31 protein-coding genes and 1 pseudogene are annotated in these 21613 nt (G+C 61.3%); 26 read left to right on the top strand and 6 right to left on the bottom strand.

Features of this window, described 5'->3' with window-relative positions; translation table 11 throughout:
* Nucleotides 1-10: 10 nt before the first annotated feature.
* Nucleotides 11-133, top strand: a complete 123-nt coding sequence (locus EL22_RS18945; protein ID WP_255349656.1) for a hypothetical protein — start codon at nt 11-13, stop codon at nt 131-133.
* Here the strand turns inward: EL22_RS18945 and EL22_RS04560 are convergent.
* Nucleotides 130-819, bottom strand: a complete 690-nt coding sequence (locus EL22_RS04560; RefSeq protein ID WP_050050353.1) for a molybdopterin-binding protein — start codon at nt 817-819, stop codon at nt 130-132. The two genes, EL22_RS18945 and EL22_RS04560, sit on opposite strands and share 4 nt — an antisense overlap.
* 110 nt (nt 820-929) lie before the next feature.
* On the opposite strand from EL22_RS04560, the gene EL22_RS04565 reads away from it, so the two are divergent.
* The 4 genes from EL22_RS04565 (at nt 930) to EL22_RS04580 (ending at nt 3726) form a co-directional block, all read left to right on the top strand.
* A complete protein-coding gene (locus EL22_RS04565) occupies nt 930-1415 on the top strand; it encodes a 6-pyruvoyl tetrahydropterin synthase family protein (protein ID WP_082146661.1) in 486 nt (161 codons plus the stop codon).
* A complete protein-coding gene (locus EL22_RS04570; protein ID WP_082146662.1) occupies nt 1416-2351 on the top strand; it encodes a 7-carboxy-7-deazaguanine synthase QueE in 936 nt (311 codons plus the stop codon).
* A gap of 14 nt (nt 2352-2365) precedes the next feature.
* Entirely contained in the window at nt 2366-3112 is a 747-nt protein-coding gene (gene queC, locus EL22_RS04575) for a 7-cyano-7-deazaguanine synthase QueC (RefSeq protein ID WP_050050354.1), read from the top strand.
* Nucleotides 3113-3276: 164 nt separating this feature from the next.
* Nucleotides 3277-3726, top strand: a complete 450-nt coding sequence (locus EL22_RS04580) for a hypothetical protein (protein WP_050050355.1) — start codon at nt 3277-3279, stop codon at nt 3724-3726.
* Between the two features lie 40 nt (nt 3727-3766).
* Here EL22_RS04580 and EL22_RS04585 read toward each other — a convergent pair whose 3' ends face one another.
* From EL22_RS04585 to EL22_RS04595, 3 genes and pseudogenes are all read right to left on the bottom strand, one after another.
* Entirely contained in the window at nt 3767-4345 is a 579-nt protein-coding gene (locus EL22_RS04585; protein WP_050050356.1) for a nitrous oxide reductase accessory protein NosL, read from the bottom strand.
* Nucleotides 4346-4449: 104 nt separating this feature from the next.
* Entirely contained in the window at nt 4450-4938 is a 489-nt protein-coding gene (locus EL22_RS04590) for an SRPBCC family protein (protein WP_050050357.1), read from the bottom strand.
* 63 nt (nt 4939-5001) lie between these two features.
* Nucleotides 5002-5277 (bottom strand): annotated as a pseudogene (locus EL22_RS04595) (Lrp/AsnC ligand binding domain-containing protein); the annotation flags it as partial.
* Between the two features lie 46 nt (nt 5278-5323).
* On the opposite strand from EL22_RS04595, the gene EL22_RS04600 reads away from it, so the two are divergent.
* The 21 genes from EL22_RS04600 to EL22_RS04695 all read left to right on the top strand — a co-directional run bounded on the left by EL22_RS04600 (nt 5324) and on the right by EL22_RS04695 (nt 19595).
* Nucleotides 5324-5572 (top strand): hypothetical protein, encoded by a 249-nt coding sequence (locus tag EL22_RS04600; RefSeq protein WP_050050358.1) that lies wholly within the window; start codon nt 5324-5326, stop codon nt 5570-5572.
* 83 nt (nt 5573-5655) lie between these two features.
* Nucleotides 5656-5904, top strand: a complete 249-nt coding sequence (locus EL22_RS04605; RefSeq protein ID WP_231587876.1) for a hypothetical protein — start codon at nt 5656-5658, stop codon at nt 5902-5904.
* A 58-nt stretch (nt 5905-5962) separates the two neighbouring features.
* Entirely contained in the window at nt 5963-6652 is a 690-nt protein-coding gene (locus tag EL22_RS04610) for a hypothetical protein (protein WP_050050360.1), read from the top strand.
* Nucleotides 6627-7952: a hypothetical protein gene (locus tag EL22_RS04615; protein WP_050050361.1), complete on the top strand. Its 1326-nt coding sequence runs from the start codon at nt 6627-6629 to the stop codon at nt 7950-7952. Before EL22_RS04610 ends, EL22_RS04615 begins: the two co-directional genes overlap by 26 nt.
* Nucleotides 7953-7960: 8 nt before the next feature.
* Nucleotides 7961-9550 (top strand): anti-CBASS protein Acb1 family protein, encoded by a 1590-nt coding sequence (locus EL22_RS04620; protein WP_050050362.1) that lies wholly within the window; start codon nt 7961-7963, stop codon nt 9548-9550.
* Nucleotides 9543-9842: a hypothetical protein gene (locus EL22_RS04625; protein WP_050050363.1), complete on the top strand. Its 300-nt coding sequence runs from the start codon at nt 9543-9545 to the stop codon at nt 9840-9842. Before EL22_RS04620 ends, EL22_RS04625 begins: the two co-directional genes overlap by 8 nt.
* A complete protein-coding gene (locus tag EL22_RS17025; protein ID WP_156184043.1) occupies nt 9835-9996 on the top strand; it encodes a hypothetical protein in 162 nt (53 codons plus the stop codon). The genes EL22_RS04625 and EL22_RS17025 overlap by 8 nt, the downstream gene beginning before the upstream one ends.
* A 151-nt stretch (nt 9997-10147) precedes the next feature.
* Nucleotides 10148-10273: a hypothetical protein gene (locus EL22_RS18950; protein WP_255349657.1), complete on the top strand. Its 126-nt coding sequence runs from the start codon at nt 10148-10150 to the stop codon at nt 10271-10273.
* Nucleotides 10270-11172, top strand: coding sequence for a hypothetical protein (locus EL22_RS04630; RefSeq protein WP_156184045.1), 903 nt, complete (start codon nt 10270-10272; stop codon nt 11170-11172). The genes EL22_RS18950 and EL22_RS04630 overlap by 4 nt, the downstream gene beginning before the upstream one ends.
* 74 nt (nt 11173-11246) lie before the next feature.
* Nucleotides 11247-12806 (top strand): hypothetical protein, encoded by a 1560-nt coding sequence (locus EL22_RS04635; RefSeq protein WP_050050364.1) that lies wholly within the window; start codon nt 11247-11249, stop codon nt 12804-12806.
* Nucleotides 12807-12808: 2 nt separating this feature from the next.
* Entirely contained in the window at nt 12809-13294 is a 486-nt protein-coding gene (locus EL22_RS04640) for a hypothetical protein (RefSeq protein WP_050050365.1), read from the top strand.
* Between the two features lies 1 nt (nt 13295).
* A complete protein-coding gene (locus EL22_RS04645) occupies nt 13296-14456 on the top strand; it encodes a bacteriocin (protein ID WP_050050366.1) in 1161 nt (386 codons plus the stop codon).
* 8 nt (nt 14457-14464) lie between these two features.
* The gene (locus EL22_RS04650; RefSeq protein WP_156184046.1) at nt 14465-14839 is read left to right on the top strand and encodes a hypothetical protein; all 375 of its coding nucleotides are present in this window, start codon (nt 14465-14467) and stop codon (nt 14837-14839) included.
* A gap of 3 nt (nt 14840-14842) precedes the next feature.
* The gene (locus EL22_RS04655; RefSeq protein WP_050050368.1) at nt 14843-15247 is read left to right on the top strand and encodes a hypothetical protein; all 405 of its coding nucleotides are present in this window, start codon (nt 14843-14845) and stop codon (nt 15245-15247) included.
* 3 nt (nt 15248-15250) lie between these two features.
* Nucleotides 15251-15433, top strand: a complete 183-nt coding sequence (locus EL22_RS04660) for a hypothetical protein (RefSeq protein WP_050050369.1) — start codon at nt 15251-15253, stop codon at nt 15431-15433.
* On the top strand, nt 15426-15728 hold the full coding sequence (locus EL22_RS04665; protein WP_050050370.1) for a hypothetical protein: 303 nt from the start codon (nt 15426-15428) through the stop codon (nt 15726-15728). Before EL22_RS04660 ends, EL22_RS04665 begins: the two co-directional genes overlap by 8 nt.
* 3 nt (nt 15729-15731) lie before the next feature.
* Entirely contained in the window at nt 15732-16160 is a 429-nt protein-coding gene (locus EL22_RS04670) for a hypothetical protein (protein ID WP_050050371.1), read from the top strand.
* Nucleotides 16161-16162: 2 nt separating this feature from the next.
* A complete protein-coding gene (locus EL22_RS04675; RefSeq protein WP_050050372.1) occupies nt 16163-16534 on the top strand; it encodes an HK97 gp10 family phage protein in 372 nt (123 codons plus the stop codon).
* Nucleotides 16535-16537: 3 nt separating this feature from the next.
* Nucleotides 16538-17056: a hypothetical protein gene (locus EL22_RS04680; protein ID WP_050050373.1), complete on the top strand. Its 519-nt coding sequence runs from the start codon at nt 16538-16540 to the stop codon at nt 17054-17056.
* A gap of 160 nt (nt 17057-17216) precedes the next feature.
* On the top strand, nt 17217-18332 hold the full coding sequence (locus EL22_RS04690) for a glycosyltransferase family 4 protein (RefSeq protein WP_197075842.1): 1116 nt from the start codon (nt 17217-17219) through the stop codon (nt 18330-18332).
* A 66-nt stretch (nt 18333-18398) separates the two neighbouring features.
* Nucleotides 18399-19595 (top strand): glycosyltransferase family 4 protein, encoded by a 1197-nt coding sequence (locus EL22_RS04695; protein WP_050050375.1) that lies wholly within the window; start codon nt 18399-18401, stop codon nt 19593-19595.
* On the opposite strand, the gene EL22_RS04700 is transcribed toward EL22_RS04695, so the two are convergent.
* Nucleotides 19588-20505, bottom strand: coding sequence for a glycosyltransferase (locus tag EL22_RS04700; protein WP_050050376.1), 918 nt, complete (start codon nt 20503-20505; stop codon nt 19588-19590). The two genes, EL22_RS04695 and EL22_RS04700, sit on opposite strands and share 8 nt — an antisense overlap.
* Nucleotides 20502-21452 (bottom strand): glycosyltransferase family 2 protein, encoded by a 951-nt coding sequence (locus EL22_RS04705; RefSeq protein ID WP_050050377.1) that lies wholly within the window; start codon nt 21450-21452, stop codon nt 20502-20504. Before EL22_RS04705 ends, EL22_RS04700 begins: the two co-directional genes overlap by 4 nt.
* Nucleotides 21453-21613: the final 161 nt, after the last annotated feature.

Genomic DNA, 21613 nt, shown 5'->3' on the forward strand with positions numbered 1-21613 from the left:
ACTACCGTACATGAGTACACTACCAGACCTGCTTCTGGCGACGGAACCGGTATTGCCCTCGTGGACCGGATGGGGCGTTCTGATCGTGAGCCTGCTTCTCACCGTCGGCTGGCTCTCAGCGCTGTACCGCTAGGCGGGGCTCTCGACTCGCCGCTCGAGCCACTCAGCGGCCGCCGTCACGATTTCCGGATCGGGGCTCTCGATAGTCACGCGGACCGACTCGCCGGGGTAGCTGCCGACGGAGACGTCGAATTCCGATCGAAGGTCGGCGAGTCGATCGAGGAGCGCGCTCTCGGGTTCGTCTGCGACTACGACGGCTCGGTGGGTCTCGACGCCGTCGAACTCAGGGGCGATTGCGTCGAACATCGTTTTCATTTCTCGCGGGACTCCCGGCAGGACGTAGATGTTCTCGAGGACGGCCCCGGGTGCGACCCCCTCCGTATTGTGGAGGGCTCGGGACCCGGCCGGGAGCATGCCAGTACCGTCCGTCAGGTCCTCGCGGGAGTAGCCACCGTTTTCCGCCAGCCAGGCGAGCGCGTCGTCGTGGGGCTCGAGCGGTCGTCCGATGGCCGCGGCGACGCCATCCATCGTCACGTCGTCGTGGGTCGGCCCGAGCCCGCCGGTGACGATCACCGCGTCGTACTCGGCGCGGTACTCGTTGACCACGCGAGCGATGTCGCCGACGCGGTCTGGAACGGTCGTCACACGCTCGACGCGCACGCCCCGGTCGGCGAGTCGTTCGCCGAGCCACGCTGCGTTCGTGTTTGTCGTTCGACCGGCGAGCAGTTCGTCCCCGACGGTCACTACTGCGACGTCCATATCCGTTCTACGCGCGCCTGACTCATAGCTATCTCGCATTCGAGACGGTCGCCGTGCCGGTCAAGCGTCGGGAGGAGAGGAACTAAGTATTCTCGCGGTATTCCTGTGATATGATGGAAGAGCTCGAGACCGGAGACACCTCAACAAGCGCGAACCGTCCTCGCTCGACGGACGTCCTCGACACCACGCGAACGCTCCGAATCGGCCACGACCGACCGATTCGGATCAGCTCGGGGCATCGATTGCGCCACCACGACGGGAAGTGCGCTCGTCCGCACGGCCACAACTACGAAGTTGCCGTCACGGTGACGGGCGAACTGACCGACGAAGGCTGGGTCGTCGACAAAGGAGATATTACCCAGGTAATCGGCGAGTGGGATCACAAGTTCTTGCTCGAGGCCGGCGATCCGCTCGTCGACGCGTTCGAGACCGCGGGCGACGCGGACGGGGTCGTCGTCCTCGAGCACCCGCCAACAGCGGAGGTCATGAGCGTCGTGCTCGAGCGAAAACTCGAGGAAACGCTGCCCGAAACCGTCGAATCCGTCAGCGTGCGAGTGAACGAAACGAGCGAACTCTGCGGCGGAGGGCATCTCTGAATGCCCGTCTCGAGTACCGGCCCCGGCTCGGGCGAGACCCCCTCGAACGGGGAGGGTGACGTGGCTCGGGCCTCGAATGAGGGTGACGACGCGCCACGGACCCCGAACGAGGATGCCGACGCGGCGCGAGCCTCGGGAGCAGATCGGGAGGGCGACACACTGCCGATCAACGAACTCTTCTACTCGCTACAGGGGGAGGGGATCCTCGCCGGCGTTCCATCCGTGTTCGTTCGCACGAGCGGCTGTAACCTCCGCTGTTGGTTCTGTGACTCCTATCACACGTCCTGGGAGCCGACCCACGCCTGGATGGGCCTCGACGAAATCGTCGCCGAGGTCGAGTCCTTCGAGCGGGCAGACCACATCGTGCTCACGGGTGGCGAACCGCTGCTTCACGAGGAGTCGGTCCGCCTGCTCGAACGGCTCGCGGAGCTTGGCTATCACACGACCGTCGAGACCAACGGGACGATCTTCCGCGACGCGCCGATCGATCTCGCGTCGATCAGCCCGAAACTCGAGAGCAGCACCCCGACGCCCGACCGAAACCCGCGCGCGGAGCAATCTGGGGACGACGCCGGGAGTGGTCAACGAGCCGCGGGTGACTCGAGTCGAGACTCCGACGGAATAGCCTCGCGCCACGAACGCAACCGAATCGATCTCGAGGCGATGGCGCGGCTGGTCGAGACGTACGATAGCCAGTTGAAGTTCGTCGTCACCGACGAACCGGACGTCGCCGAAGTCGAGTCCATCCTCGAGGATCTCCGTGCGGTATCGACGGCATCGATCGGAGCCGACGACGTGCTGTTGATGCCCGAAGGCGCGACCCGCGACCGACTCGCCGAAACTCGGACCCGCGTCGCCGAACTCGCGATGGAACACGGCTTTCGATACACGCCCCGACTCCACGTCGATCTGTGGAACGACGCCCCCGAAACGTAACCAACCGATCACGAATGAATCAGACGACAGACGCCGCGACGACCGACGAATCGACAGCACAGGACAAGCGAGCCGTCGTACTTCTCTCGGGCGGCATGGACAGCGCAACCGCCGCCTACGAAGCTCGAGCGCGCGGTTACGACATCTGCGCACTGCACACCTCCTACGGCCAGCGCACGGAAACGCGCGAACTCGAGTGTGCGCGGACGCTCGCAGAGACGCTCGAGGTCGACGACTTCCTCCGAATCGAGACCGGCCATCTCGCCGCGATCGGCGGCTCGAGTCTGACCGACGACGACCTCGCAGTCGGCGACGCAGAGCCCGACAGCGACGAGATTCCGAACACCTACGTCCCGTTTCGTAACGCGAACCTCCTCGCGATGGCGGTCTCCTACGCGGAGGCCCGCGATTGTGGGGCGGTTTTCATCGGCGCTCACAGCGAGGACTTCGCGGGCTATCCCGACTGTCGGCCCGCCTTCTTCGAGGCCTTCGAGGCGGTCGTCGACGCGGGAACGAAACCCGGGACCGACATCTCGATCGAAGCGCCGTTCGTCGAGTGGTCCAAGACCGACATCGCCCGCCGAGGGCTGGAACTCGAGGTCCCCTACGAGCATACTTGGTCGTGCTATCGCGACGACGAACCCGCCTGCGGAACCTGCGATTCGTGTGCATTTCGACTCGAGGCCTTCCGAAACAACGACGCCCGCGATCCGATTGCGTACGCGAAGCGACCGTCTCACGCCGGACCCGACGGGAGATAAGGTTCCGCCGACTCTGACCGGCAGCGTCTCACAGACCCGCCACCAGTCCCGAACGCAGCGTCTCACTGACTCGCCATCAGTTCCGACCACCGCCGTTTCACAGACTCGAACAATCACGACCGCGAGGAAAACGCTCATCCGTCACTGCGCTGAACTAACGGTAAATGCGATCGATACCACTCGAGTGGTTTCGTAACGACGACGGAGACTGGACGGTCTTCGCCGATCGTCGCGGCGAGTTCGTCGTCCTCCTCGCCGGGCTTCCCGTCGTCGTTTGGCTGCTCGCGAGCGAGGTGGGCGGGCTCGATCCGGGGTGGCGCTGGCCGGCGATTCCGCTCGGTATCGTCGCTGGAATCGCGTACACGCGGCGCTATCGATCGGTTGTCATCGACGCGCTTCCGGAGGACTCGAGCGCGACGATACTCCTAACGCTATTTGGCAGCGGATTCGGACTCTCGACGCTCGAGACCGTACACCTCGCACGTCCCGTGCTGTTTTTCGTACTCGCTTCGGGGACGACGGTGGCGCTCGTCTACGCGCTTCGGCTCCTCTCGCCGCTGCACGACGGCTGTGACCCCGCGCGCCGCGGAGTCGATCCCCCGGGCACGATTTGAGTCGCCTCGGGACCGCAGCGAAGACGAAAACCTACTACGCTTAGTAAATCAACGCCGCCTCGCTGTCCGCGTCCTCGAGTCCGACGATGTCGTCTTCGGTGAGGTCGTCGTATTCCTCGACGTACGCGACGGCGTCGTCTCGGTCGGCGAACGGCACCGGACTGTCCATCGGCGCGTCGATGCGCTCCTGATCGTGCTCGAGAACGAACGAAGCTTCCGTCGCGTCGATCAGATCCAGGCTCTCGTAGCCCGTCGTCCAGGCAGCGCTGATCTCCGCGTCCGGTCCGCCCTCTTTCGCTGGATCGACGTAGTAGTTGAACAGGCAGCCGGCGGAGTCGAAGAACGTGGCCCCTTCTCCCTCGTGGACGAGCTGTGCGTTCCAGTTGTCCCAATCAGCGGGCACCATATTACAGACCGGACATCTGTACTCCTCGGGCGGTTCGATCGGCTCGTCGCCGGAGTGATCGACGAGTTCGATCGGTTCGATTTCCCGTTCGTCTTCGGGGTCTCCCTCGGTACCCTCCGAGCGATTCAGACAGCCCGCGAGAGACCCAGCGCCGACACCCGCAACAGCGACGAACGTCCGCCTCGAGAGCGACCGGCTACCGGATCGGTTCATACGATCTGTATTCGGTCTAGCAGCAAAACCCGTTTGGTTCGATAGTCGAATTTCCCCTTGAGTCGGCGGCTCCCATCGCCTCCTCGTGACGTGCGAGGCGACGATTAGCGAGGCGACTCGAGGCGCTCTTTCGTTCGCCTGTGTCGGGTCCGGAACATGGGTTCGAATCCGATCCGGGAGAACGGAGACACTACATCGCCGACGATGCCGAACGGAAGCGCGTACTCGACGTGATCGCGAAGGATCGTCTCGTCGCCGTCCGCATAAAACGAGTGCGTGTGGACCCACGTTTCGAACGGGCCGTCAACCATCTCGTCCCGAAAGAACGCGCTGCCGTCGGACCGTTCTCGCGCCGTAATGACCGACCGCCACCGCTGTCTCGGTCCGACACCGAACGGGCGTATCGAAAGCGATACATCGGTCCCGACGACGAGCACCGGTGGATCGCGGTCGCCGTCGGGGCCGACCACGGACTCGACGCGCAGGTTCAGCCAGTCGGGCGTGAGCGCCTCGAGTCCCGAAATCGACGAGTGAAACTCCCACACGTCCTCGAGGGGCGTCCGAACTCGCGTCTCTCGCTGGTAGGTGGCCATGCGCGGATAACGCTCTCGAGCGGGAAAAGGACGAAGCCGTCGTTCGTTGGGCCAGATTTGCGATTACTTCAACCGCTCTTGCAGGAAAGACGGGTGTGCAGCCGTGACGCCGTCGATCTCGAGGATTTCGTCGGAAATGAGTTCGCCGAGTGAGTCGCCGTCTGCTGCTCGAACCTCCGCCATCAACATGTGATCGCCACTCGAACTGTAGAGCGCTTCGACCTTCTGGAGGGATTTGAGCGCGTTCGTGGCCTCGACGTATCGCTCGCTGGCGACGTCGATCCCGACGAGCGCGATCGTTTGACTCGAGAGTTTCTTCGGATCGATATCCGCACCGAAATTTTCCGTCGATCAGTGAAGCTCGCAGTTCTTCGGGGTAATTCCCATGACCGATAATCGGACCGCAACGCGACTGATAAAGACGGCCATCGCCGGCGTTATTCTTCTCGCGCTATTCGCCAGTTGGTTGGCGATGGAATGGACCGGTCGTGAACCCGATTCACTCATTCTTATAGGTGCTGTCGCGATCGCCCTCGGTGCGGGCTACTACCTCTGGGATGACGCGATGAGTGATGGCGTCCAAGCTGTCGGCGACCTCCAAGGCGAGGATGGTGGCGACAGTCAAGAGGACTGATAGATGCCATGTCTGTTAGACCACAATCCGATAATCTGCTGTACCGCGCGAAAATCGAGCTCGTCTGTCTGGGGAGAACGCTAATGCCTGATAAAGAGACACACGAGCGGACGATCGCGACAATCGTTCTGTTCGGTGTCTGGGCGGCGATCGTCCTTGGACCGATGTTTTTCGGGGCCCGACCCGCACCATGGGAACTTCAGCTTGGAACGACCGCCGTCGTGTTCCTCGTGATCGGCAGGATGTGGGACCTCGAGGTCGAGCGCGTCCTCGATGGAATCACGATCTCGACCGACGGCGGCCAGCCTCGAGACGATGATCGCGAGGACTGACCCTGCCTATTTATAGTATATACTACCCCCGATCACTCCTGAACGATTTTCGAACTTCATGAGCACCAAACAACGCCGCGTCACGCTCGCGCTGAAGTGGCACTACCTCGACAACCTCGAGGTCAGTGACATCAAGCAGCGATTCGAGGACGAAGGCATCGGCTCCTACGCCGAGTCGACCATCCGCCGGTACCTCAACGAGGATCCTGCCGACGAGGTCCTCGAGATGATCGAGGAGGAACACGCGAACGCTCGACTCCAGATCGCCGAACGCGAAGAGCGGATGTTCCAGCGAGCTCGCAGTGCCGAGTCCCAGTCTCTCGAGGACCAGCCGATCGTTCGCGTCACTCCGAAGACAGACACTGTCTCGACCGACCGCGAGACGCCGATGCGATGGCCAGCGTGGGAGATCGTCGAACCCGGAGACGACGACTGGCCGGAGTGGGCGACCGAGCGCGACATCATCATCCGGTTCCTCGAGAACGAAACGACGTCGATCAGGCCGGGCGGCGAGTATCCGCTTCGGGCAATCGACGGCTCGCCGCGATACACGAAGGAACTGGATGGCCTCGAGCGCGACCAACCAGATCTCCAGGGGCAGGCGATGGCTCGGCAGGAACAGTCCCAGCACCTCCAGGCAAAAGGCGACGTGCTCGGCGTCTACAAGGACAAGGTCGAACTGAGCGGCGAAGGCGGCGGCGCAATCGAGGTAACAGTCAACCGTGAGCGCTACGAGCCCGACGAGTGAGCCAGTCGAGATCGGCGGCGAGTACTGGGATGCCCAACTCCGAGCGTTTGACGCCCTCGAGTCAGGCAACTACGACGTCGTCGTCTTCCGCGCTGGCTACGGTGGTGGCAAAACCCTGTTCGGGAGCGACTTCGTCCTCGGCGAGGCGATGCAGATCCCGAACGGACACTCGCTCGTTCTCGCACCCGACAAGACGAAGGGTGGGCCAGCGACGTACAAGGGCTTCTACGAGCGCCTCCCTGGAGAGAACACAGTCCCGAACGATGCTGACGGCGATCCGGAGAACTCGCCGATCGTCGCCGGCCACCACGGCACCAAGCATCGGGTCACGCTCATCAACGGGCACATCATCCAGCTCGGTGGCGCGGACATCTGGAGCCGGTTCGCCGGCACGGAGTTCAACGTCATCTGGTGCGACGAGGTCGCCCACTACGGGACGACCGACCTCTACGACCTGCACGAGATGCTCGTCACGCGCCAGCGCACCGAGGAGGGGCCGAACGTCACGCTCTGGACGTCGACCGGAAATGGGTTCGACCAGTTCTACGACATCACCGAGCGCCGGATCCAGCCTGACGGCAAGGGCGGTGAAGAGAAATTGCCGTGGGCAGACCGGATGAAAGTGATTGTCGGCGACACGCGAGACAACCCGTTCCACAACGAACTCGAGAAAATGAAAGCTCAGTTCGAAGGGAGCGACCGGGAAAAACAAGCGCTCGAGGGCGGCTTCTCGGCATCGGAAGGGCTCGTGTACGGCCAATTCACTAGAAAGAAGCACGTCCGGTCTCGGGACGACATCGACATCCTGGATGACAGGCGTATGTACGGATACGACTACGGCTGGAAAGATCCCCGCGTTATCATCGAGTACGGACGAACGCCCGCCGATCAGTACGTTGCCTACGACTGTTACTATGAATCGGGGAAGTCAGTCGAACACGCGATCGACTGGCTCCAGGACAACGACAAACCGGTCGGGCCGATCTACTGCGACCACGACCCCGAGCATATTGACAAGTTCCGGAAAGCTGGCTTCGCAGCAGAGGCCGCGAATAAGGATCTCGACGAGGGGATCAACGAAGTCCGTAGTGTCCTCGAGGTCGACCCCGACGTCGGGGCCGGCCTGATCGTCGTCGACGAGTTGACGGAGCTCGTCAACGAGTTCCAGTCCTACAAGGAGGCCGACGTCGGCACCTCGAGGGCCGAGGATCACTGTCTCGACGTCACCCGGTACGCGATTATGGGCGATCGGTACGTCGAGGACGAAGACGACGGCCCCAGCGGCTCCGGCACTTGGTGATTTTACCTATGAGCGATACAACTGACGACGACCTCGAGGAGACAGTGGCAGAGGATCATGACTACAAAGCACTCGAGGGCCTGACTGCGATCGAGCAGCTCGATGAGGATACTTTGGAACTCATTGCGATGCAGCAGGTCGACATGCAGATGCGGCAGGCGATGGCCACCAACCTCGGCCAGAACATCGCTGGGGCTGACGATGACGACCTCCCTGACTACTACGAGATCTTCGACTGGGATCCGAACCCATCGACAGCCGACTTCTACGCCCTCGCACTCCGCAACCCGTACGCGTTCGCTGTCACGTTCTTGCCGGCCTCGACGTCCTGGCGTGACCCGCCAACGATCGTCGACGATGCCGAACCGGATTCGACAACGGACTCGCAGACGCAGTTCGAAAAGGACATCGACCGCATCGTACGCGAGCACAACCTCTGGGACTACACGAAACGGGCGGACAAGCTGGCCGGAATCGGTGACTACGGCTGTCTCGTGCTCGTCTTCGACGACGTCCAGCAGAGCGATGTCACGGACGACGACGGGAACGTCGACTCACAAGCGTTTGCACAGCCCGCCGATGGCGCAGAGCAGCTAGTCGAGCTCCGTCCGTTCTCGAGGCTCTCGATCGAGCAAGTCGTCCTCGGTGGTCCAACCTCGGGCCGCTGGGGGAAACCCGTCGAGTACCAGATCGACCTCGATGACGAGGATGACGAGGAGTTCGACACTCGCACTGAAGACGGGATGGAATCGGACCTACTCCGCGTCCATCACTCTCGAGTCATCCATATCCATTCGGATGAACTGCTCGACGACCAGATCCGGGGCATCCCGCGCCAACAGGCCTGCTACAACAATCTGATCGATATCGAGAAGGCGCTCGGCAGTGCCGGTGAACTGGCCTACCGAGCCTCGGCGTGGGGGATCAACGTCAACATAGACAAGGACTACCAGCTCGACAACGACAACGCGCTGACCGAACATCTGCACCGCTGGCAGGTCGGCCTCGAGAACGTCCTTCGGACCCACGGCGCCGCGGATGTCCAGAATCTCGGTGGCGAAGAGATCGATCCTTCCGGGGTGATCGATCCGAACATCGAAGCGATCAGTTCTCAGCCGTATATGCCACCCCAGTCGGTCCTCAAGGGCAACGAGACTGGTGAGCGGGCGACTGGTGAGGATCTCAAGAACTGGTACGGCGAGATTCAGGAGCGTCGCGAGACGTTCATCACGCCGACGATCGTCCGAGCGCTTATCGATCGCCTGATCGACCTCGGGATCGTAGCGCCACCGCGACGCGGGCCCAGTAAGTACTCTGTCGAGTGGGATCCGCTCGCCGAGTTGAGCGAGAAGAATCAGGCCGAGGTGCGGAACATCCGCTCCGAAGTTCTCGAACGGGTTGTCGGCGTCGGGCTGACTCCCGAACAGCGCCTCGAATATCTGTGCGATGGCTCACTCCCGACAGAACTGCATGATGTCGCAGATGATATCGCTGCGCTCGAGGACGCCGAGGCCACGGCGGCCGCTGCTCGAGACGTCGATGAAATGACTGCGGAGTACGAGGCGGTCACCGACGGAGGAATATCCGAAGATGACTGAGGAAATCAAAACACTGGATGATGAAACTGAGCACGGTGGTATCGATCCTCGATCGTATCTCGGCTACGTGTGGGATGTAGTCAGTAGCTCGGTTGGGAAAGCCTGGCTCAAGGAGTTCGCTGAGATCCGCGACGAGGACTGGGTTGATTTCCGCTGTGACAGCTGTGGCGACATCGTTCACATGGGTCACGACGAACCGGACGGTGTGTGGATCCGTGTGAACGAGCACGCCATCTGCTCGACCTGTATCCTCGGTCTCGTCGATGATGGCGAAGAGGTGGATGATGACTGACCCATTCGCCGGCATGCGACTCCGGTGTACGTACTGCCGTCCACATCCGCCGAAAGGGCCCAAGGCCTTCCGGAAGCCGGACGATCCCGAGACTGTCTGTCGGTGCCAGCGTTGTGGCAAGAAGCACTCGACGGACTCACTCGAGGTGATCTAGTCGATGTCGATCAATGTCGGTGCCAAGCTGGCGGCGGCTGTTGACGCTGGTTACTTCTACTGCGAAGTTTGTGAGAGACGAGTCGACATGTCGGAGGTCTCCGGCTACGACGAAGCACGTGAGCGTGTCCTCTCTCACGCGGAGGAAGAACATGGCGACTAAGTGCGCGTTCGAGGACTGCGAGAACATCACGCTGGCCGTCGTCACATCGGGCGAGGGAGACGCCGTCTGCAACGACTGCACCCCACGAATCCTCAACGGAGAAACACCACCATGAGCGTCCAGCCTGCTCCCCTTCGGCACGCCGACATCTGCGAGTGTCACGCGTGCGAAAGTCACGAGCTCGTCGCAGCGACGCCAGCGTCGGAACTCGAACTCGAGCAGTCTGGCCGACTCGACCCGACCGGCACGATCAGCTACCAGCGCGATCTCGCCCGCTTCCTTCGCGGTCGGATCAACTCGCTGAATGCCGACCTCCGAAAGCGGATCGTCGAGGACGACGTCTTCGGTCTCGGCGATAGCGACGCCGAGTGGAGAGGGCCTCGAGAAGCCCAACTGATGCGGCTGGACTCCTGGTTCGATAACGCCGAGAACCGACTCGTCCACGATCGCGTTGACTCCGACGAGGTCCGATCGATACTCGAGACGGCGGCGAAGAGTGGGATCATCGATGGTCACGCCGATCTCCGGGAGTTCGACATCCCGACCGACGACGCCGCGGACGTCCTCGAGCAGGACGCCGTCCAGGAGCAGATCGACAGCGTTCACGAGAACGTTCGCGATCGCGTTGGAACCGCAATCGAAGACTACCGATCGGACGTCCGCCGTCTCGTGTCGGCTGGCCTCGCTTCCAACGTGGCTCGTAGAACGCTCGCGAAGGATATCACGGAGCGAGCGACAGTCTACAACTCGCACGTCACCGCCCAGGCGTCGGGCGAGGTCGTCAACCAGTACTCGACGACGCAACTGACATCCTACGACCGAGTCGACGCCGAGATCGAACTCGAGACGGAAGTCGAGTACGTCGATGCCGGTGACAGCCGAGTTTGTCAGCGCTGCCTCGAGCTCTCCGCACAGGAGTGGACGCTCGAGAAAGCGCAAGCCCAGAACCCGATCCCGGTCCACGGCTACTGCCGATGTCGCTTCCGGGTGAAAGACGCACGATCGCTGTTCTAACTCCCAGACCGATGACCCCCGTACGACACCCACCGCGAGAGCGGTGAGGGGCGAGGACCTGGGCCGATGTAACCATGCAAACTGACAATCACGACCTGCGGGTGTCGGCCCGAACGTGTCGGCTAACCGCAGGTGCGAACTCGACCGATGACGGTCCGCCATATCGATTCGGCGGCGTCGCTGTTGCGGCTGGAGACGTCCTCCACATGGACGACGGGACACGCGTTCTCATGACCGCGGAGGAACTCCGAGCCGCAGCTGATACGCAGGCAGGCGAACCGCTTACGAAAGACCACCCCGAGGACGATCACGGGCGGCCGAAGTACCCGCCAGACGTCGACGAGACGTTTGGAAAAGTTCCGAAAGCTGGCTGGGTAGAAGAGCAGGAGGCAGTCGCCTACGAGGCATCAACCCACGATAAAGCCGTTGCGACCGGCGTTCGGTCCAACAGCTACGACGTCTCTGTCCATCCGTTCTTCAAAACGAAGCCGTACGACGGTGCCGAAGCAGATGTCGTTGCGACCGATATTCGATTCGGAGACCTCTCAGTGGTCTCGAAGGGGGACTCACCCTCGGCGACCGCTGAGTACGGCCCGAACGAGGCACTCGCGTCGTGGACGACCGAGACTGACATCGGCTCGGAGCTGACGGCAGCCGACGCCGTCCGGGACGACGTCGACGACGATCCGGAAGGACTCGTCGAGCGCCTCGCCCGGAGGATGGGGATCATCCCCGATCGCCGCGATCGGCGGGGGCGGATCCACCTCACCGACCAGACCAGCGACGGGGAGACGATCACCGTCAACCGGGCGGCGTTCAAAGACGCCTCGTGGATCCCGTGCGCTCACCTCGAGGGCGACGAGTTCGACGATATCGGCCCAGGCCTTGGCCCCTCGATCGGCGAGGGAATTCCCATGGATGCTGGTGAAACCCTCCGCGAAGGAGAAATTACCCTCAAAGACCCGCTCGAGGATGACACTGACGTCTATATTGTTCTCCACTTCGCCGGCGACGAGAGCCCCCTCGAGCCGATCACGAGCGCCAAGGGCGGCTATTTCTACGAAAAGGCGTTCGTCGGCATCGCTCCCGAAGGCACGGAGGTCACGGCCGATGCTGACAGCCCGGATGAATCGACTCAAACGACGGCGGCGGAATCTGCTGTGGAATCTCAAGATACAGATATGGGAGACGAAACCTCAGACGGTACGGACGAAGACGAACAGAACGACACCCCCGGCGGCGACGGCGGGAGTGACGAACAAACGCTCGCCGAGATGACGCCCAGCGAGGCGGCTGAAACGCTCGGAGACGAACTCAAAAACCAGGGCTTCGTCACCGAGGACAACGCCGACGAGGTCGTCGCACAGGCGACCGACGAGATCCAGCAGGGCGAGAAGGTCGACGAGATCATCGCGAAGAGCGATGACTTCGATGAGGACGACCGAGAGGAGCTCGTCGCATCCCCCTCGAAGATCATCGACCGCGAACACAAGCGCATTCGAAGGCAGAACGCAGCCGGCTTCCCCGGAAACACGGGCCGGTCGGGATCGCTGACTGCCAGCGCATCTCGAGGCGGCACCGAGGACTCGGACGAGTACGGAACCGGTGTCCAGGGCGACGACGGAGGTAGCTGATCATGCCAGATCGAATCAACACACCAACGAGTGTCATCGCAGAGGTACACGGCGCACAGGACAAGCAGGAAGGAACGGCCGACGGCGCGATCGACATCGGAACTGGCGTCGTCACGTACAAGGATGCCGACGGCAACTGGCGCGTCCGGCAGGCCAGCGCAAACGAGGATACTGCACGCGTCGCTCGAGAAGCGCGCGACCCGCCAATGAGCCTCGGCTCGGTTGGTGAGTCGCCACTCGACGACGGCTACGCCGCAGACGATCACGCGTTCACGGTCGGCGGACGCAGCTTCGACAAATTCCGCGTCCGACTCTCTACAAACGCGAGTGCGGATCCAATCGATTCGCTCGTCGGGTGGGACGAGAACGGTCATGCGAGCGACGACACGATCAATGGGACCGACCCGGTCGATACGTTCGTTGCCCGCGGAATCGAAGTGATCGAACGAACCGACGAAGACGATCTCCTCCTCATTGAGGTGCTCTAAAATGTCAGGCGAAGTATTAGAGACGACTACGGCAGGCGCAAAGGACTTCCACAACTCGCTCCCAGGAATGGCGCGGACAGCGCTGTTCAACCCGATGAAGAAGGCTCGGGACCAGGCGCTGCAGCAGCTTCGGGCCTCCTCGGCATTCACTCCGGACCAGTGGAACGAACTCGACGCGGCGGTCGGCATCAAAGACACCAGTCCGCGTGCCGAACTGACCGCGGACTCGTCGCTGACCGTCGACTCGTGGGCCGACTACGCGGACGTCATCCTCGAGGATCAGTTCGTCGAGGGAACCCTCATCGACACGCTGATCGGCGCTGGCTTCAGTGCCTCCTCAAGCCTCTGGCGCTACGCGTACTTCAACCAGATCCGGAACGTCCGCCTCGAGGCCGAGACGGGCATGAACATCCGGACGCAAAGCACGCAGGACATGCCGGCCTACGGACTGGACGGCATCCCGCAGCCGCTGGACGTCGTTACTTACGAGATCGACGCCCGCGAGTACGAGAACGCACAGGCCCACGGCGAGAGCTTCGACGCCTCGGTCGGCACCGAAGCCCGCAGGGCACTCAACCGAAAGGAAGGGAAGCGAGTCTTCGACGGCTGGGGCGGCGGCAACAAGCAGGTCCCGACCGAACGCGGTCTGCTCACCGTCGACGGGCTGGACTCGGACATCCCACAGATCATGCAGGACAGCTCCAACGGCTGGCAGAACGCCCCCGACGAGATTCTGGCCGACGTCAAGCAGGTCCAGGACCTCATCGAGAGCCAGACGGACGTCGAAGACGAAGACGATGTCCCGCTCGTTCGAGAGGTCGGGGCGTGGGTGATCATCCCCCGCGCCCTCTGGGGCGAAGTCGACCGTGAAGACTACGAGTCATCGGCGACGGACGAACCGCTCATGGAGCGCCTCGAGCGCAAGTACCCGTACATCAACTTCGTGCCGTCGAAGTACCTTGACGCCGACAGCATGATCTTCCTGCTGAATGATCCACGGTACTTCCAGATCGTCAACGCCCAGGGCGTCACCAGCACGACCTGGGATGTCGACGGCGGCGCTGGCCTGAAGGCCCGCGTCCTCTCGAGCCGCAACCCGTTCATCCGGCTCCAGCCTGACGGCATTCGTGGAATCGCCCGGATAACTGGCATTGACGCGTGAGGTCTCCTATGACTGATAACACAGTATACGCCCGAGTAGCGGGATCGCAGTTCGGGATGCACCAGCGCGGCGAGATCATCGAGGTCGACGAGAGTACGCTCTCGAAACATCCCAACACGCTCGAGAAAGTCGACCAGGCAGCTACCGAAGCGCCAGCAACCGACGATGACGACTCCGAAGACGCGGGCGGGGAGGATGGCTTGACCGTCGACGATATCGACCCTCACCCGGCAGACCTCAAGGTCTCCCAGCTGGAGGAACGACTCGAGAACGTCACCGATGTCGAAATGCTCGAGACGATCCTCGAAGCTGAGAAAACCGCCGAAGACCGTACGACTGCGAAAGACGCGGTCAAAGCCCGGCTGAACGAACTGGAGGGGTAACCCGTGTCCCGAACCAGCGTCGACGACGTCCGTTCCGAGCTCGAACGGACGGATTTCCCAACCGCCCAACTCTCGGACCCCCAGATCGAGACGATCGGCATCGAGCCGGCGGCGCTACTCGTCGATGAAGATCTCGCCGACACTGGTCAGTCCGAGGACCGACTCGCACTGGTCGAGCGCTACCTCGCCGGTCACAACATCCTCTCGTCGGGGATCGACGATCTCCGGCAGACGTCTCAAGAGAGCACCGATCGCGAGTCGAAAACCTATACTGGCGACTTCGGCGAGGCGCTCAAGAGCACAACGCTCGGACAGAAGGCGATCACGTACGACAAGTCAGGCACGCTCGCCGAGATGGCGAAGCCAACGGCATCGATCAGCGTCCCGAACACGAAAGGGAGGTACTGACCGATGGCAGACAAGATCAGCCGCGAGCGCGCGAAGGAACTGATCGACGAACATCAGGCGGGGAGGATCATCGTCACCGACATCGAGCCGAAACCGACGATCGGGACCGTTCCCGAAGATGAACGTGAGCTCGAAGGAGAACTCGAAGCATACCGTTTCGGTGAACTCGGGGTGGACGATGACTGACCGCATCGCCGTCTATCGCGCTGAGCGCCCCATCTCCTGGGCTGGCACCAGTCGCGTCGGCACGGGCGATCTCGTGATCGACCCGCCGGGGTTCGTCGTCGAGAAACTCGGCAGCAAGCTCGAGCGCCTCGACGAGGACGGCCGTCTCCCCCGAGAGACGCTGCGGCATCTGCACTACACGAAACTGCAGAAGTTGGCTGCTGCCGGCGACATCGACGACGTCGACGGGAACTCCGAAATGGAGGCGATCATCGAGGCCTACGCGCTCGAGGATCCGGAGAAAGACGAGGACTGATCCATGCGCGGTACACTGACTCATCTCGCGACGGTCGACCAGTACCAGGAGACTGGAGAGACTGAGGACGACGGCATGGGCGGCGAAGTGCCGGTCGAAGACTGGGTCACCGTCCTCGAGGGCGTTCCCTGCAGGTACGAACCTGCGGGCCAGGGCTACGTCCGTGAGGATCAGGGCGGCCGTGTCTACTCAACGCCGCGAATCTACTTTCCTGCCCGTAGCGCTGGCGAGATGGTTGACGTCTCTGACGAGGATGACGATCCCGATTACGAATATCAGCTCGAGGTCGACGAAGGAGATGGCTGGAGACTCTCCCTCGAGAGCGTCGACGGGATGTTCGCGTTGAGTAACGTCGACGTTCACTACGAGGGTCCGCAGCGACCCAGTCACGTTGTGATCGAAGTCGAACGGACCGATCCGGAGGACACCTGACCATGACTCTCGAATTCGAATGGCAGACTGGAAACACACCCGGTGAGATGCAAGATGCACTCCGTGAGTTTGCAGAGATCCTCGAAGAGGAACTCCTCAACGAATTTGAGGACCTCATGGAGACACTTCGCAAACGCGTTCAGGGACTCGCTCCGGTCGACACTGGAAAGCTGAAAAGCAGCTACGAGGAGGACGTCGAGAAGCTCACCGGTGAGATCGAGGGCACTGTTGAGACCGACGTCGAATATGCCCCGTTCCAAGAGTTCCTTGAGTACGGCAAATCCCACCTCGGTCCTGCATTCGAGGGAGCGAAACCGCTTCTTGAGACTCACGTTGAAAAGGCGTGGGAACGCGCCGTTCGAGAGGTGAGTTGATCCATGCCTCGAAAACGCGATCCCCAGGCCGGCAAGCTCCTCGAGGACGTCGTCGCCGATCTCCGTGATCACGATTGGCTTCTCGAGTTGCTCGACCTATCCGACCTCGAGGGCGTCGACGGTCCGGATACGACGACCCAGCAGATCTACTCAGCGCAGACGCTGCAGGACACTGACTTTCCGGTGGGCGTCTCGATCGGACTGGTTCCCGCAGCGGGAGGGCATCGGGGTTCGTCGACGTCGACGGCTTACATCGTCCAGGCGACCGTCACGGTTCGGCTTGCCTGGCGGCAGGCGATCGACTCGCAGGTCGCTGGCGAGCTCTCCGAAGCGCGGATGTACCGTATCCAGTCGGCCGTCGGCGATCGCGCAGCGCTGGCCTTTGGAGTCGACTACCTGAGTCCGCAGGGGTTCGCCGGCGGGGCGGACATCCTCGAGGTCGAAGACGGCGCGCAGTGGTCGCTCCCCGGTCGCTGGCGCGTTGAGCGAAGCATCGTCGGTCAAGACGGCCCACGAGCATAGCACGCGAACCAACAGACGACAACACGACATAATACAATCATGAGTGCAACATCCGATTACAGTGGAGAAGACACGCTCTCCGGCGACTGGGTCGACGTCTCCCTCGTGGAGGGCCCAGGCACCGCCGAAGAAACAGAAACGTTCCTCACCCGGACCGCGGGTGACATTTCGATCTCGTCGAACACGAATCAGTGGGAGTCCGAACCGAACTCATCCCGACATCGCGAGGGATACGAAACTGATCAACGAAATACGTTCTCGACTCGAGGAGTTCGGCGAGTACGATGTCGTCCATAGTTACTTGATGGCGCTGATCCCTGCGCTCGCAGAGATCGGCCAACGGACCGATGCGGCAACGGTCGTCACGTTAAACGCCTATCAGGGTGTTTGCGCGAAGAACGATCTCCTCTATCGCAACGCCGAACACTGCGAGAGTAAATCACTGCTGAAATGCATCGACTGTATCGGACGTACCGGGTTCAGAGATAACGAGCATGGTTACCTCTACGAAACTGGGGGTCAGCTGCTCTCGCTTCGACTCGTTCGGTCAGCGGACGAGTGTTTCGATCGGATTGACGCGTTTCGCGCTCCGTCGGAGCACGTTCGAGCGAACTATACGCAGTTCGGATACGATCGAGACAAGATTCACGTCATTCCCCACCCCGTCGACGAAGAGTTTCTCATCGACCCCCAGAGAGGATTTACGGAGCCCTACAAACTCCTCTACGTCGGGTATCTCGTCGAACGAAAGGGTGTTAGAAAACTGATACCGATACTCGACTCCGTGCGCGATAGCGACTTCGAATTCGAACTGACAGTCGTGGGAACTGGCGGGTTGGAATCGACGCTTCGAGCGCAAGCCGAGGATCGCGGACTTCGAAACCAGGTAACCTTTGCAGGATTCGTCCCGAACGGCGAATTACCGGCCGTCTATGCCGCACACGATTGCTTCGTGTACCCTGGAATTTGGGAAGAACCCCTCGCTCGCGTCTACCTCGAGTCGCTCGCTACCGGAACGCCGATCGTAACCAGCGAGTACGGAACCGTCTCGGAAATCATCGGTGGGGGCGGCGTGACCACCGATGGTTCGGTCGACGATTTCCGCAGGAAAATCCTTGACCTGGTTCGTGCGGATCGGTTCACGGAGGTGTCTCGAAGGGGGCGACAGAAAGCGACGGAGTACGATCTAGCGACCATAATTGAGGACCTAATCGACGTTTACGCCGAGGTACGTTCCCAAAACACCGGTGTGGGAGTTTACGCCAGTACCAGCTAGCGCGGAAATCGCCCGAATACCAAGTCGGATGCCCCGGTATGATTCACTCGAACGAGGATCGAATGCGTGCACGTCACTATCCTGTGTGAAAAACTCACCGTGACCGGCGGCGGATCGAACGTCAGCCTCGATGCGTTGGCTCGAGCGCTCTCGGCGCGGGGCCACTCGGTTCACGTGATTACAATCGACGAAGAACAAAACGAGTTACCAGCGAATCGATCCTACTCTGTCGTCGAGTATTCGGTCGATCGGTCGACCCACGCGGTGAACTGGATTCGAGCGGTCGCTCGGATCATGGATCGCCACGACGACTGTGATCTCTTTCACGTGTTTACGCCGATTCTGCTCCCCGCGGCTGGCGTCTATCGAAAGAACGGCGACACGCCCGTCGTTGGCCGACTCAATTCGTACGCCCTGTTTTGTACGAACCAGTCGGAGATGGGCGCCGAGTGTTACAGGCGCTGTTCTAGTTACAAAAAATTCGCTCACGACGACGGCAGCATTGGACGAAAGCTGCTCAAAACGCCGGTGTACGTCGGCCGGACGAACCTCGTTCCACGACTGGTGGCTCGCGTCGACAAACTCTTCGCCCAGAGCCCGGCGGTAAAAGACGTGTATTCGACAGTTGGCTTCGATGTCGAAACCACGGTCGTCCCTAACTTCTACGATCCTGAATTCGCCGCGCCCGCCCCAAGTTCCTCCGACGACGAACGCTCCGAGCCTGACTTCGATCGACAGGTCTTCAACGTCCTGTCGGTCGGCCGGCTCGAGCGGTACAAAGGCGTCCGAACGTTGCTCGATGCGGCGGCAAAGCTCGACGTTCCGATGCAGGTTCACGTCGTTGGCGACGGCCCCGATCGGGCGAATCTCGAGTCCCGGGTGGCCTCGCTCGGGTTGGCGGATCGGGTTGCGTTTCACGGCTGGGTGGCCCATTCTGAACTGCCCCAGTACTACAGGAGCGCGGATATCCTCGTCCATGCGGCGACGTGGCCGGAACCGTTCGGCCGCGCGGTACTCGAGTCGCTTCAGTGTGGGACTCCGGCGATCGTTTCGGATGTCGGTGGCCCACCGTGGGTCATCGGTGATGCGGGGCTGACGTTCGAACCGGGGAATTCCGACGACCTGTGTGCGAAGCTGACATCGGCCTATGCGAACCCCGGGTCGATATCCGCGCTTCGAGATCGAACCGAGAAGCGAATCGAACGGTTCGAACCCGACCGAGTTCTCGAACACCTGTTGGGTGAGTATCGAAGCCTCACGTGAACGGAATTTTCGAGCCCCACTCGCTGGCGGTTTCGTGGACCGTTCGCGCAGTGGTGTATCGGTCCATCCCGGCCGCTGTCGCCAGGAGGTAATAGTAGTACGGCGGTCGAAATGGAAAGGTCGTTATCGCACGCCAGAACCCGTCGACGGCTTCCTCGGCGTCGTCCTGCCGGGCGCAGATGTGCGCCAGGTTGTAGCGGCGCTCGGCGGTGCGATACGCGGACATCCTGTCTTCGTGTTTTTCCAGAAAACGTTTGATGCTCTCCCTGTGATCGTAGTGGCCGCGTTCCGACGTTAACTGGTCTTCGAAGCCTACGTAATGAACGTACAGCGGATCGTCAACGGCGTACAGGGAAAAACGGTCGGCGAGACGGAGGTACAGATCGTAGTCTTCGCTGTGTCTGAGCTGCGGATCGAAACAGCCGACTGCTTCGAGGGCGTCCCGTTCGAAGAGACCGCCGCCGATACCACCGATCACGTTTTGCTTCCGGAGGTCCTGCGCAGTTACGACCCCTTCTCGAACGGTGCTGTACCTGATCGACTCGCCAGCCGCTACCTTCATTTTGGCGGGGATAACACCCGCCGCTCCGCTCGCCTCGAGTTGGACGAGCAGGGACTCGACCGCGTCCGCCCTGAGTTCGTCATCAGCGTCCAAAAAAAGAATTCGATCGCCGCTGGCACGTCGAATTCCGAGGTTTCGTGCCTCGCTGAGCCCGCCGTTTTCCGCCTTTCGAACGTAACGAACCCAGTCGTCGTACCTAGATACTAATTCGGGCGTTCCGTCCGTCGACGCGTCGTCGACGACCACGTGTTCGATGTCCGCGTCCGTTTGATTCCGGACGCTCAGTATCGCTCGAGAGAGCAGGTGTGCATGGTTGTGCGTCGGCGTGATAACGCTTACAGAGCTCATCGGTTCTCAACGGCGTCGTCGCGGAGGCGTTCTGGAAGCATCGAGAGGACGCCCCGTTTCGTCGCTTTGTGGGCTTTCGATGCGACGCTGTACGCATGGTGTCCGACGACGACTGGCGGCAGATAATAGTAATAGGGAAGTCTGAACGGATACGCGCCGATCGCGTCGGTGAGATTTTTCATCGCGTCGTCCATCTCGCCGGCGGCAGCGTGTTCGTGCGTCAACCGATAGTAGTGCTTCGATCGATGGTGATTCGAAAGCCGTTCTCGGTTCTTCTTCAAAAACTTTCGCCGTTCGTGGCGGTGTTCGTCTTTGTGCGTTGTTAGCTGGCCCTCGTATCCCCGATGATACAGGTACAGTATCTCGTCGGTCCCGCGAAGCGTGTTCTCTTCGACGAGCCGGAGACAGATGTCGTAATCCTCGAGGTACCGAAGGTTCTCATCGAACGATCCGATGTCCTCGAGAACCTGTGATTCGACGAGCAGTCCGCCTACGCCGCCCACGACGTGCATCCCGTCGCTTCGCAGGTCGTCTTTCGTGATCGTCTTCGGCGGTGCAGGATCGACCTCCGTCGTCCCGTCTTTCCAGATCCACAACTGCGACGGACACACTGCGACCCACTCGCCGGCTTCGATACGGTCGACGAGCGTTTCGATCGTCTCGGGAAGGAACTCGTCGTCAGCGTCGAGAAAGATGACGTACTCCCCCTCTGCTTCCCGAATGCCGTCGTTTCGAGCGGCGGCCAGACCGCCGTTCGTCTCCCGTGTCACCGTTTTGATCCGTCCATCGTCGTACTGTCCGAGAATCCGTGCGGTATCGTCCGTCGACGCGTCGTCGACGATGACGTGCTCGTGATCGTCGTACGTTTGACCGAGGACGCTATGTATCGCTCGAGAGACGGATTGAGCGTCGTTATATGTAGGAGTAATAACGCTGACGTGGGCCATTCAGTGATGGGAGTTGAAAGGGAACTATATCGTTATATGCGTGCTACGGTACAGACAAGATATTCTTGGAGAGATTCACCGAACTAATCGGAAGAGTACCCAGACCGACTTCGAGATCGGGCGGTCGAATTGAACAGTGTTAAACCGCCAGCCGAAGCTCG

Source organism: Halostagnicola sp. A56 (genome assembly GCF_000691505.1).
Classification (GTDB): Archaea; Halobacteriota; Halobacteria; order Halobacteriales; family Natrialbaceae; genus Halostagnicola.

What these genes read in the sequence shown, in the direction of transcription:
- EL22_RS18945 (WP_255349656.1), top strand. Translation starts at nt 11, where the DNA reads ATGAGTACACTACCAGACCTGCTTCTGGCGACGGAACCGGTATTGCCC.
- EL22_RS04560 (WP_050050353.1), bottom strand. Translation starts at nt 819, where the DNA reads ATGGACGTCGCAGTAGTGACCGTCGGGGACGAACTGCTCGCCGGTCGA.
- EL22_RS04565 (WP_082146661.1), top strand. Translation starts at nt 930, where the DNA reads ATGATGGAAGAGCTCGAGACCGGAGACACCTCAACAAGCGCGAACCGT.
- EL22_RS04570 (WP_082146662.1), top strand. Translation starts at nt 1,416, where the DNA reads ATGCCCGTCTCGAGTACCGGCCCCGGCTCGGGCGAGACCCCCTCGAAC.
- queC (WP_050050354.1), top strand. Translation starts at nt 2,366, where the DNA reads ATGAATCAGACGACAGACGCCGCGACGACCGACGAATCGACAGCACAG.
- EL22_RS04580 (WP_050050355.1), top strand. Translation starts at nt 3,277, where the DNA reads ATGCGATCGATACCACTCGAGTGGTTTCGTAACGACGACGGAGACTGG.
- EL22_RS04585 (WP_050050356.1), bottom strand. Translation starts at nt 4,345, where the DNA reads ATGAACCGATCCGGTAGCCGGTCGCTCTCGAGGCGGACGTTCGTCGCT.
- EL22_RS04590 (WP_050050357.1), bottom strand. Translation starts at nt 4,938, where the DNA reads ATGGCCACCTACCAGCGAGAGACGCGAGTTCGGACGCCCCTCGAGGAC.
- EL22_RS04600 (WP_050050358.1), top strand. Translation starts at nt 5,324, where the DNA reads ATGACCGATAATCGGACCGCAACGCGACTGATAAAGACGGCCATCGCC.
- EL22_RS04605 (WP_231587876.1), top strand. Translation starts at nt 5,656, where the DNA reads ATGCCTGATAAAGAGACACACGAGCGGACGATCGCGACAATCGTTCTG.
- EL22_RS04610 (WP_050050360.1), top strand. Translation starts at nt 5,963, where the DNA reads ATGAGCACCAAACAACGCCGCGTCACGCTCGCGCTGAAGTGGCACTAC.
- EL22_RS04620 (WP_050050362.1), top strand. Translation starts at nt 7,961, where the DNA reads ATGAGCGATACAACTGACGACGACCTCGAGGAGACAGTGGCAGAGGAT.
- EL22_RS04625 (WP_050050363.1), top strand. Translation starts at nt 9,543, where the DNA reads ATGACTGAGGAAATCAAAACACTGGATGATGAAACTGAGCACGGTGGT.
- EL22_RS17025 (WP_156184043.1), top strand. Translation starts at nt 9,835, where the DNA reads ATGACTGACCCATTCGCCGGCATGCGACTCCGGTGTACGTACTGCCGT.
- EL22_RS18950 (WP_255349657.1), top strand. Translation starts at nt 10,148, where the DNA reads ATGGCGACTAAGTGCGCGTTCGAGGACTGCGAGAACATCACGCTGGCC.
- EL22_RS04630 (WP_156184045.1), top strand. Translation starts at nt 10,270, where the DNA reads ATGAGCGTCCAGCCTGCTCCCCTTCGGCACGCCGACATCTGCGAGTGT.
- EL22_RS04635 (WP_050050364.1), top strand. Translation starts at nt 11,247, where the DNA reads ATGCAAACTGACAATCACGACCTGCGGGTGTCGGCCCGAACGTGTCGG.
- EL22_RS04640 (WP_050050365.1), top strand. Translation starts at nt 12,809, where the DNA reads ATGCCAGATCGAATCAACACACCAACGAGTGTCATCGCAGAGGTACAC.
- EL22_RS04645 (WP_050050366.1), top strand. Translation starts at nt 13,296, where the DNA reads ATGTCAGGCGAAGTATTAGAGACGACTACGGCAGGCGCAAAGGACTTC.
- EL22_RS04650 (WP_156184046.1), top strand. Translation starts at nt 14,465, where the DNA reads ATGACTGATAACACAGTATACGCCCGAGTAGCGGGATCGCAGTTCGGG.
- EL22_RS04660 (WP_050050369.1), top strand. Translation starts at nt 15,251, where the DNA reads ATGGCAGACAAGATCAGCCGCGAGCGCGCGAAGGAACTGATCGACGAA.
- EL22_RS04665 (WP_050050370.1), top strand. Translation starts at nt 15,426, where the DNA reads ATGACTGACCGCATCGCCGTCTATCGCGCTGAGCGCCCCATCTCCTGG.
- EL22_RS04670 (WP_050050371.1), top strand. Translation starts at nt 15,732, where the DNA reads ATGCGCGGTACACTGACTCATCTCGCGACGGTCGACCAGTACCAGGAG.
- EL22_RS04675 (WP_050050372.1), top strand. Translation starts at nt 16,163, where the DNA reads ATGACTCTCGAATTCGAATGGCAGACTGGAAACACACCCGGTGAGATG.
- EL22_RS04680 (WP_050050373.1), top strand. Translation starts at nt 16,538, where the DNA reads ATGCCTCGAAAACGCGATCCCCAGGCCGGCAAGCTCCTCGAGGACGTC.
- EL22_RS04700 (WP_050050376.1), bottom strand. Translation starts at nt 20,505, where the DNA reads ATGAGCTCTGTAAGCGTTATCACGCCGACGCACAACCATGCACACCTG.
- EL22_RS04705 (WP_050050377.1), bottom strand. Translation starts at nt 21,452, where the DNA reads ATGGCCCACGTCAGCGTTATTACTCCTACATATAACGACGCTCAATCC.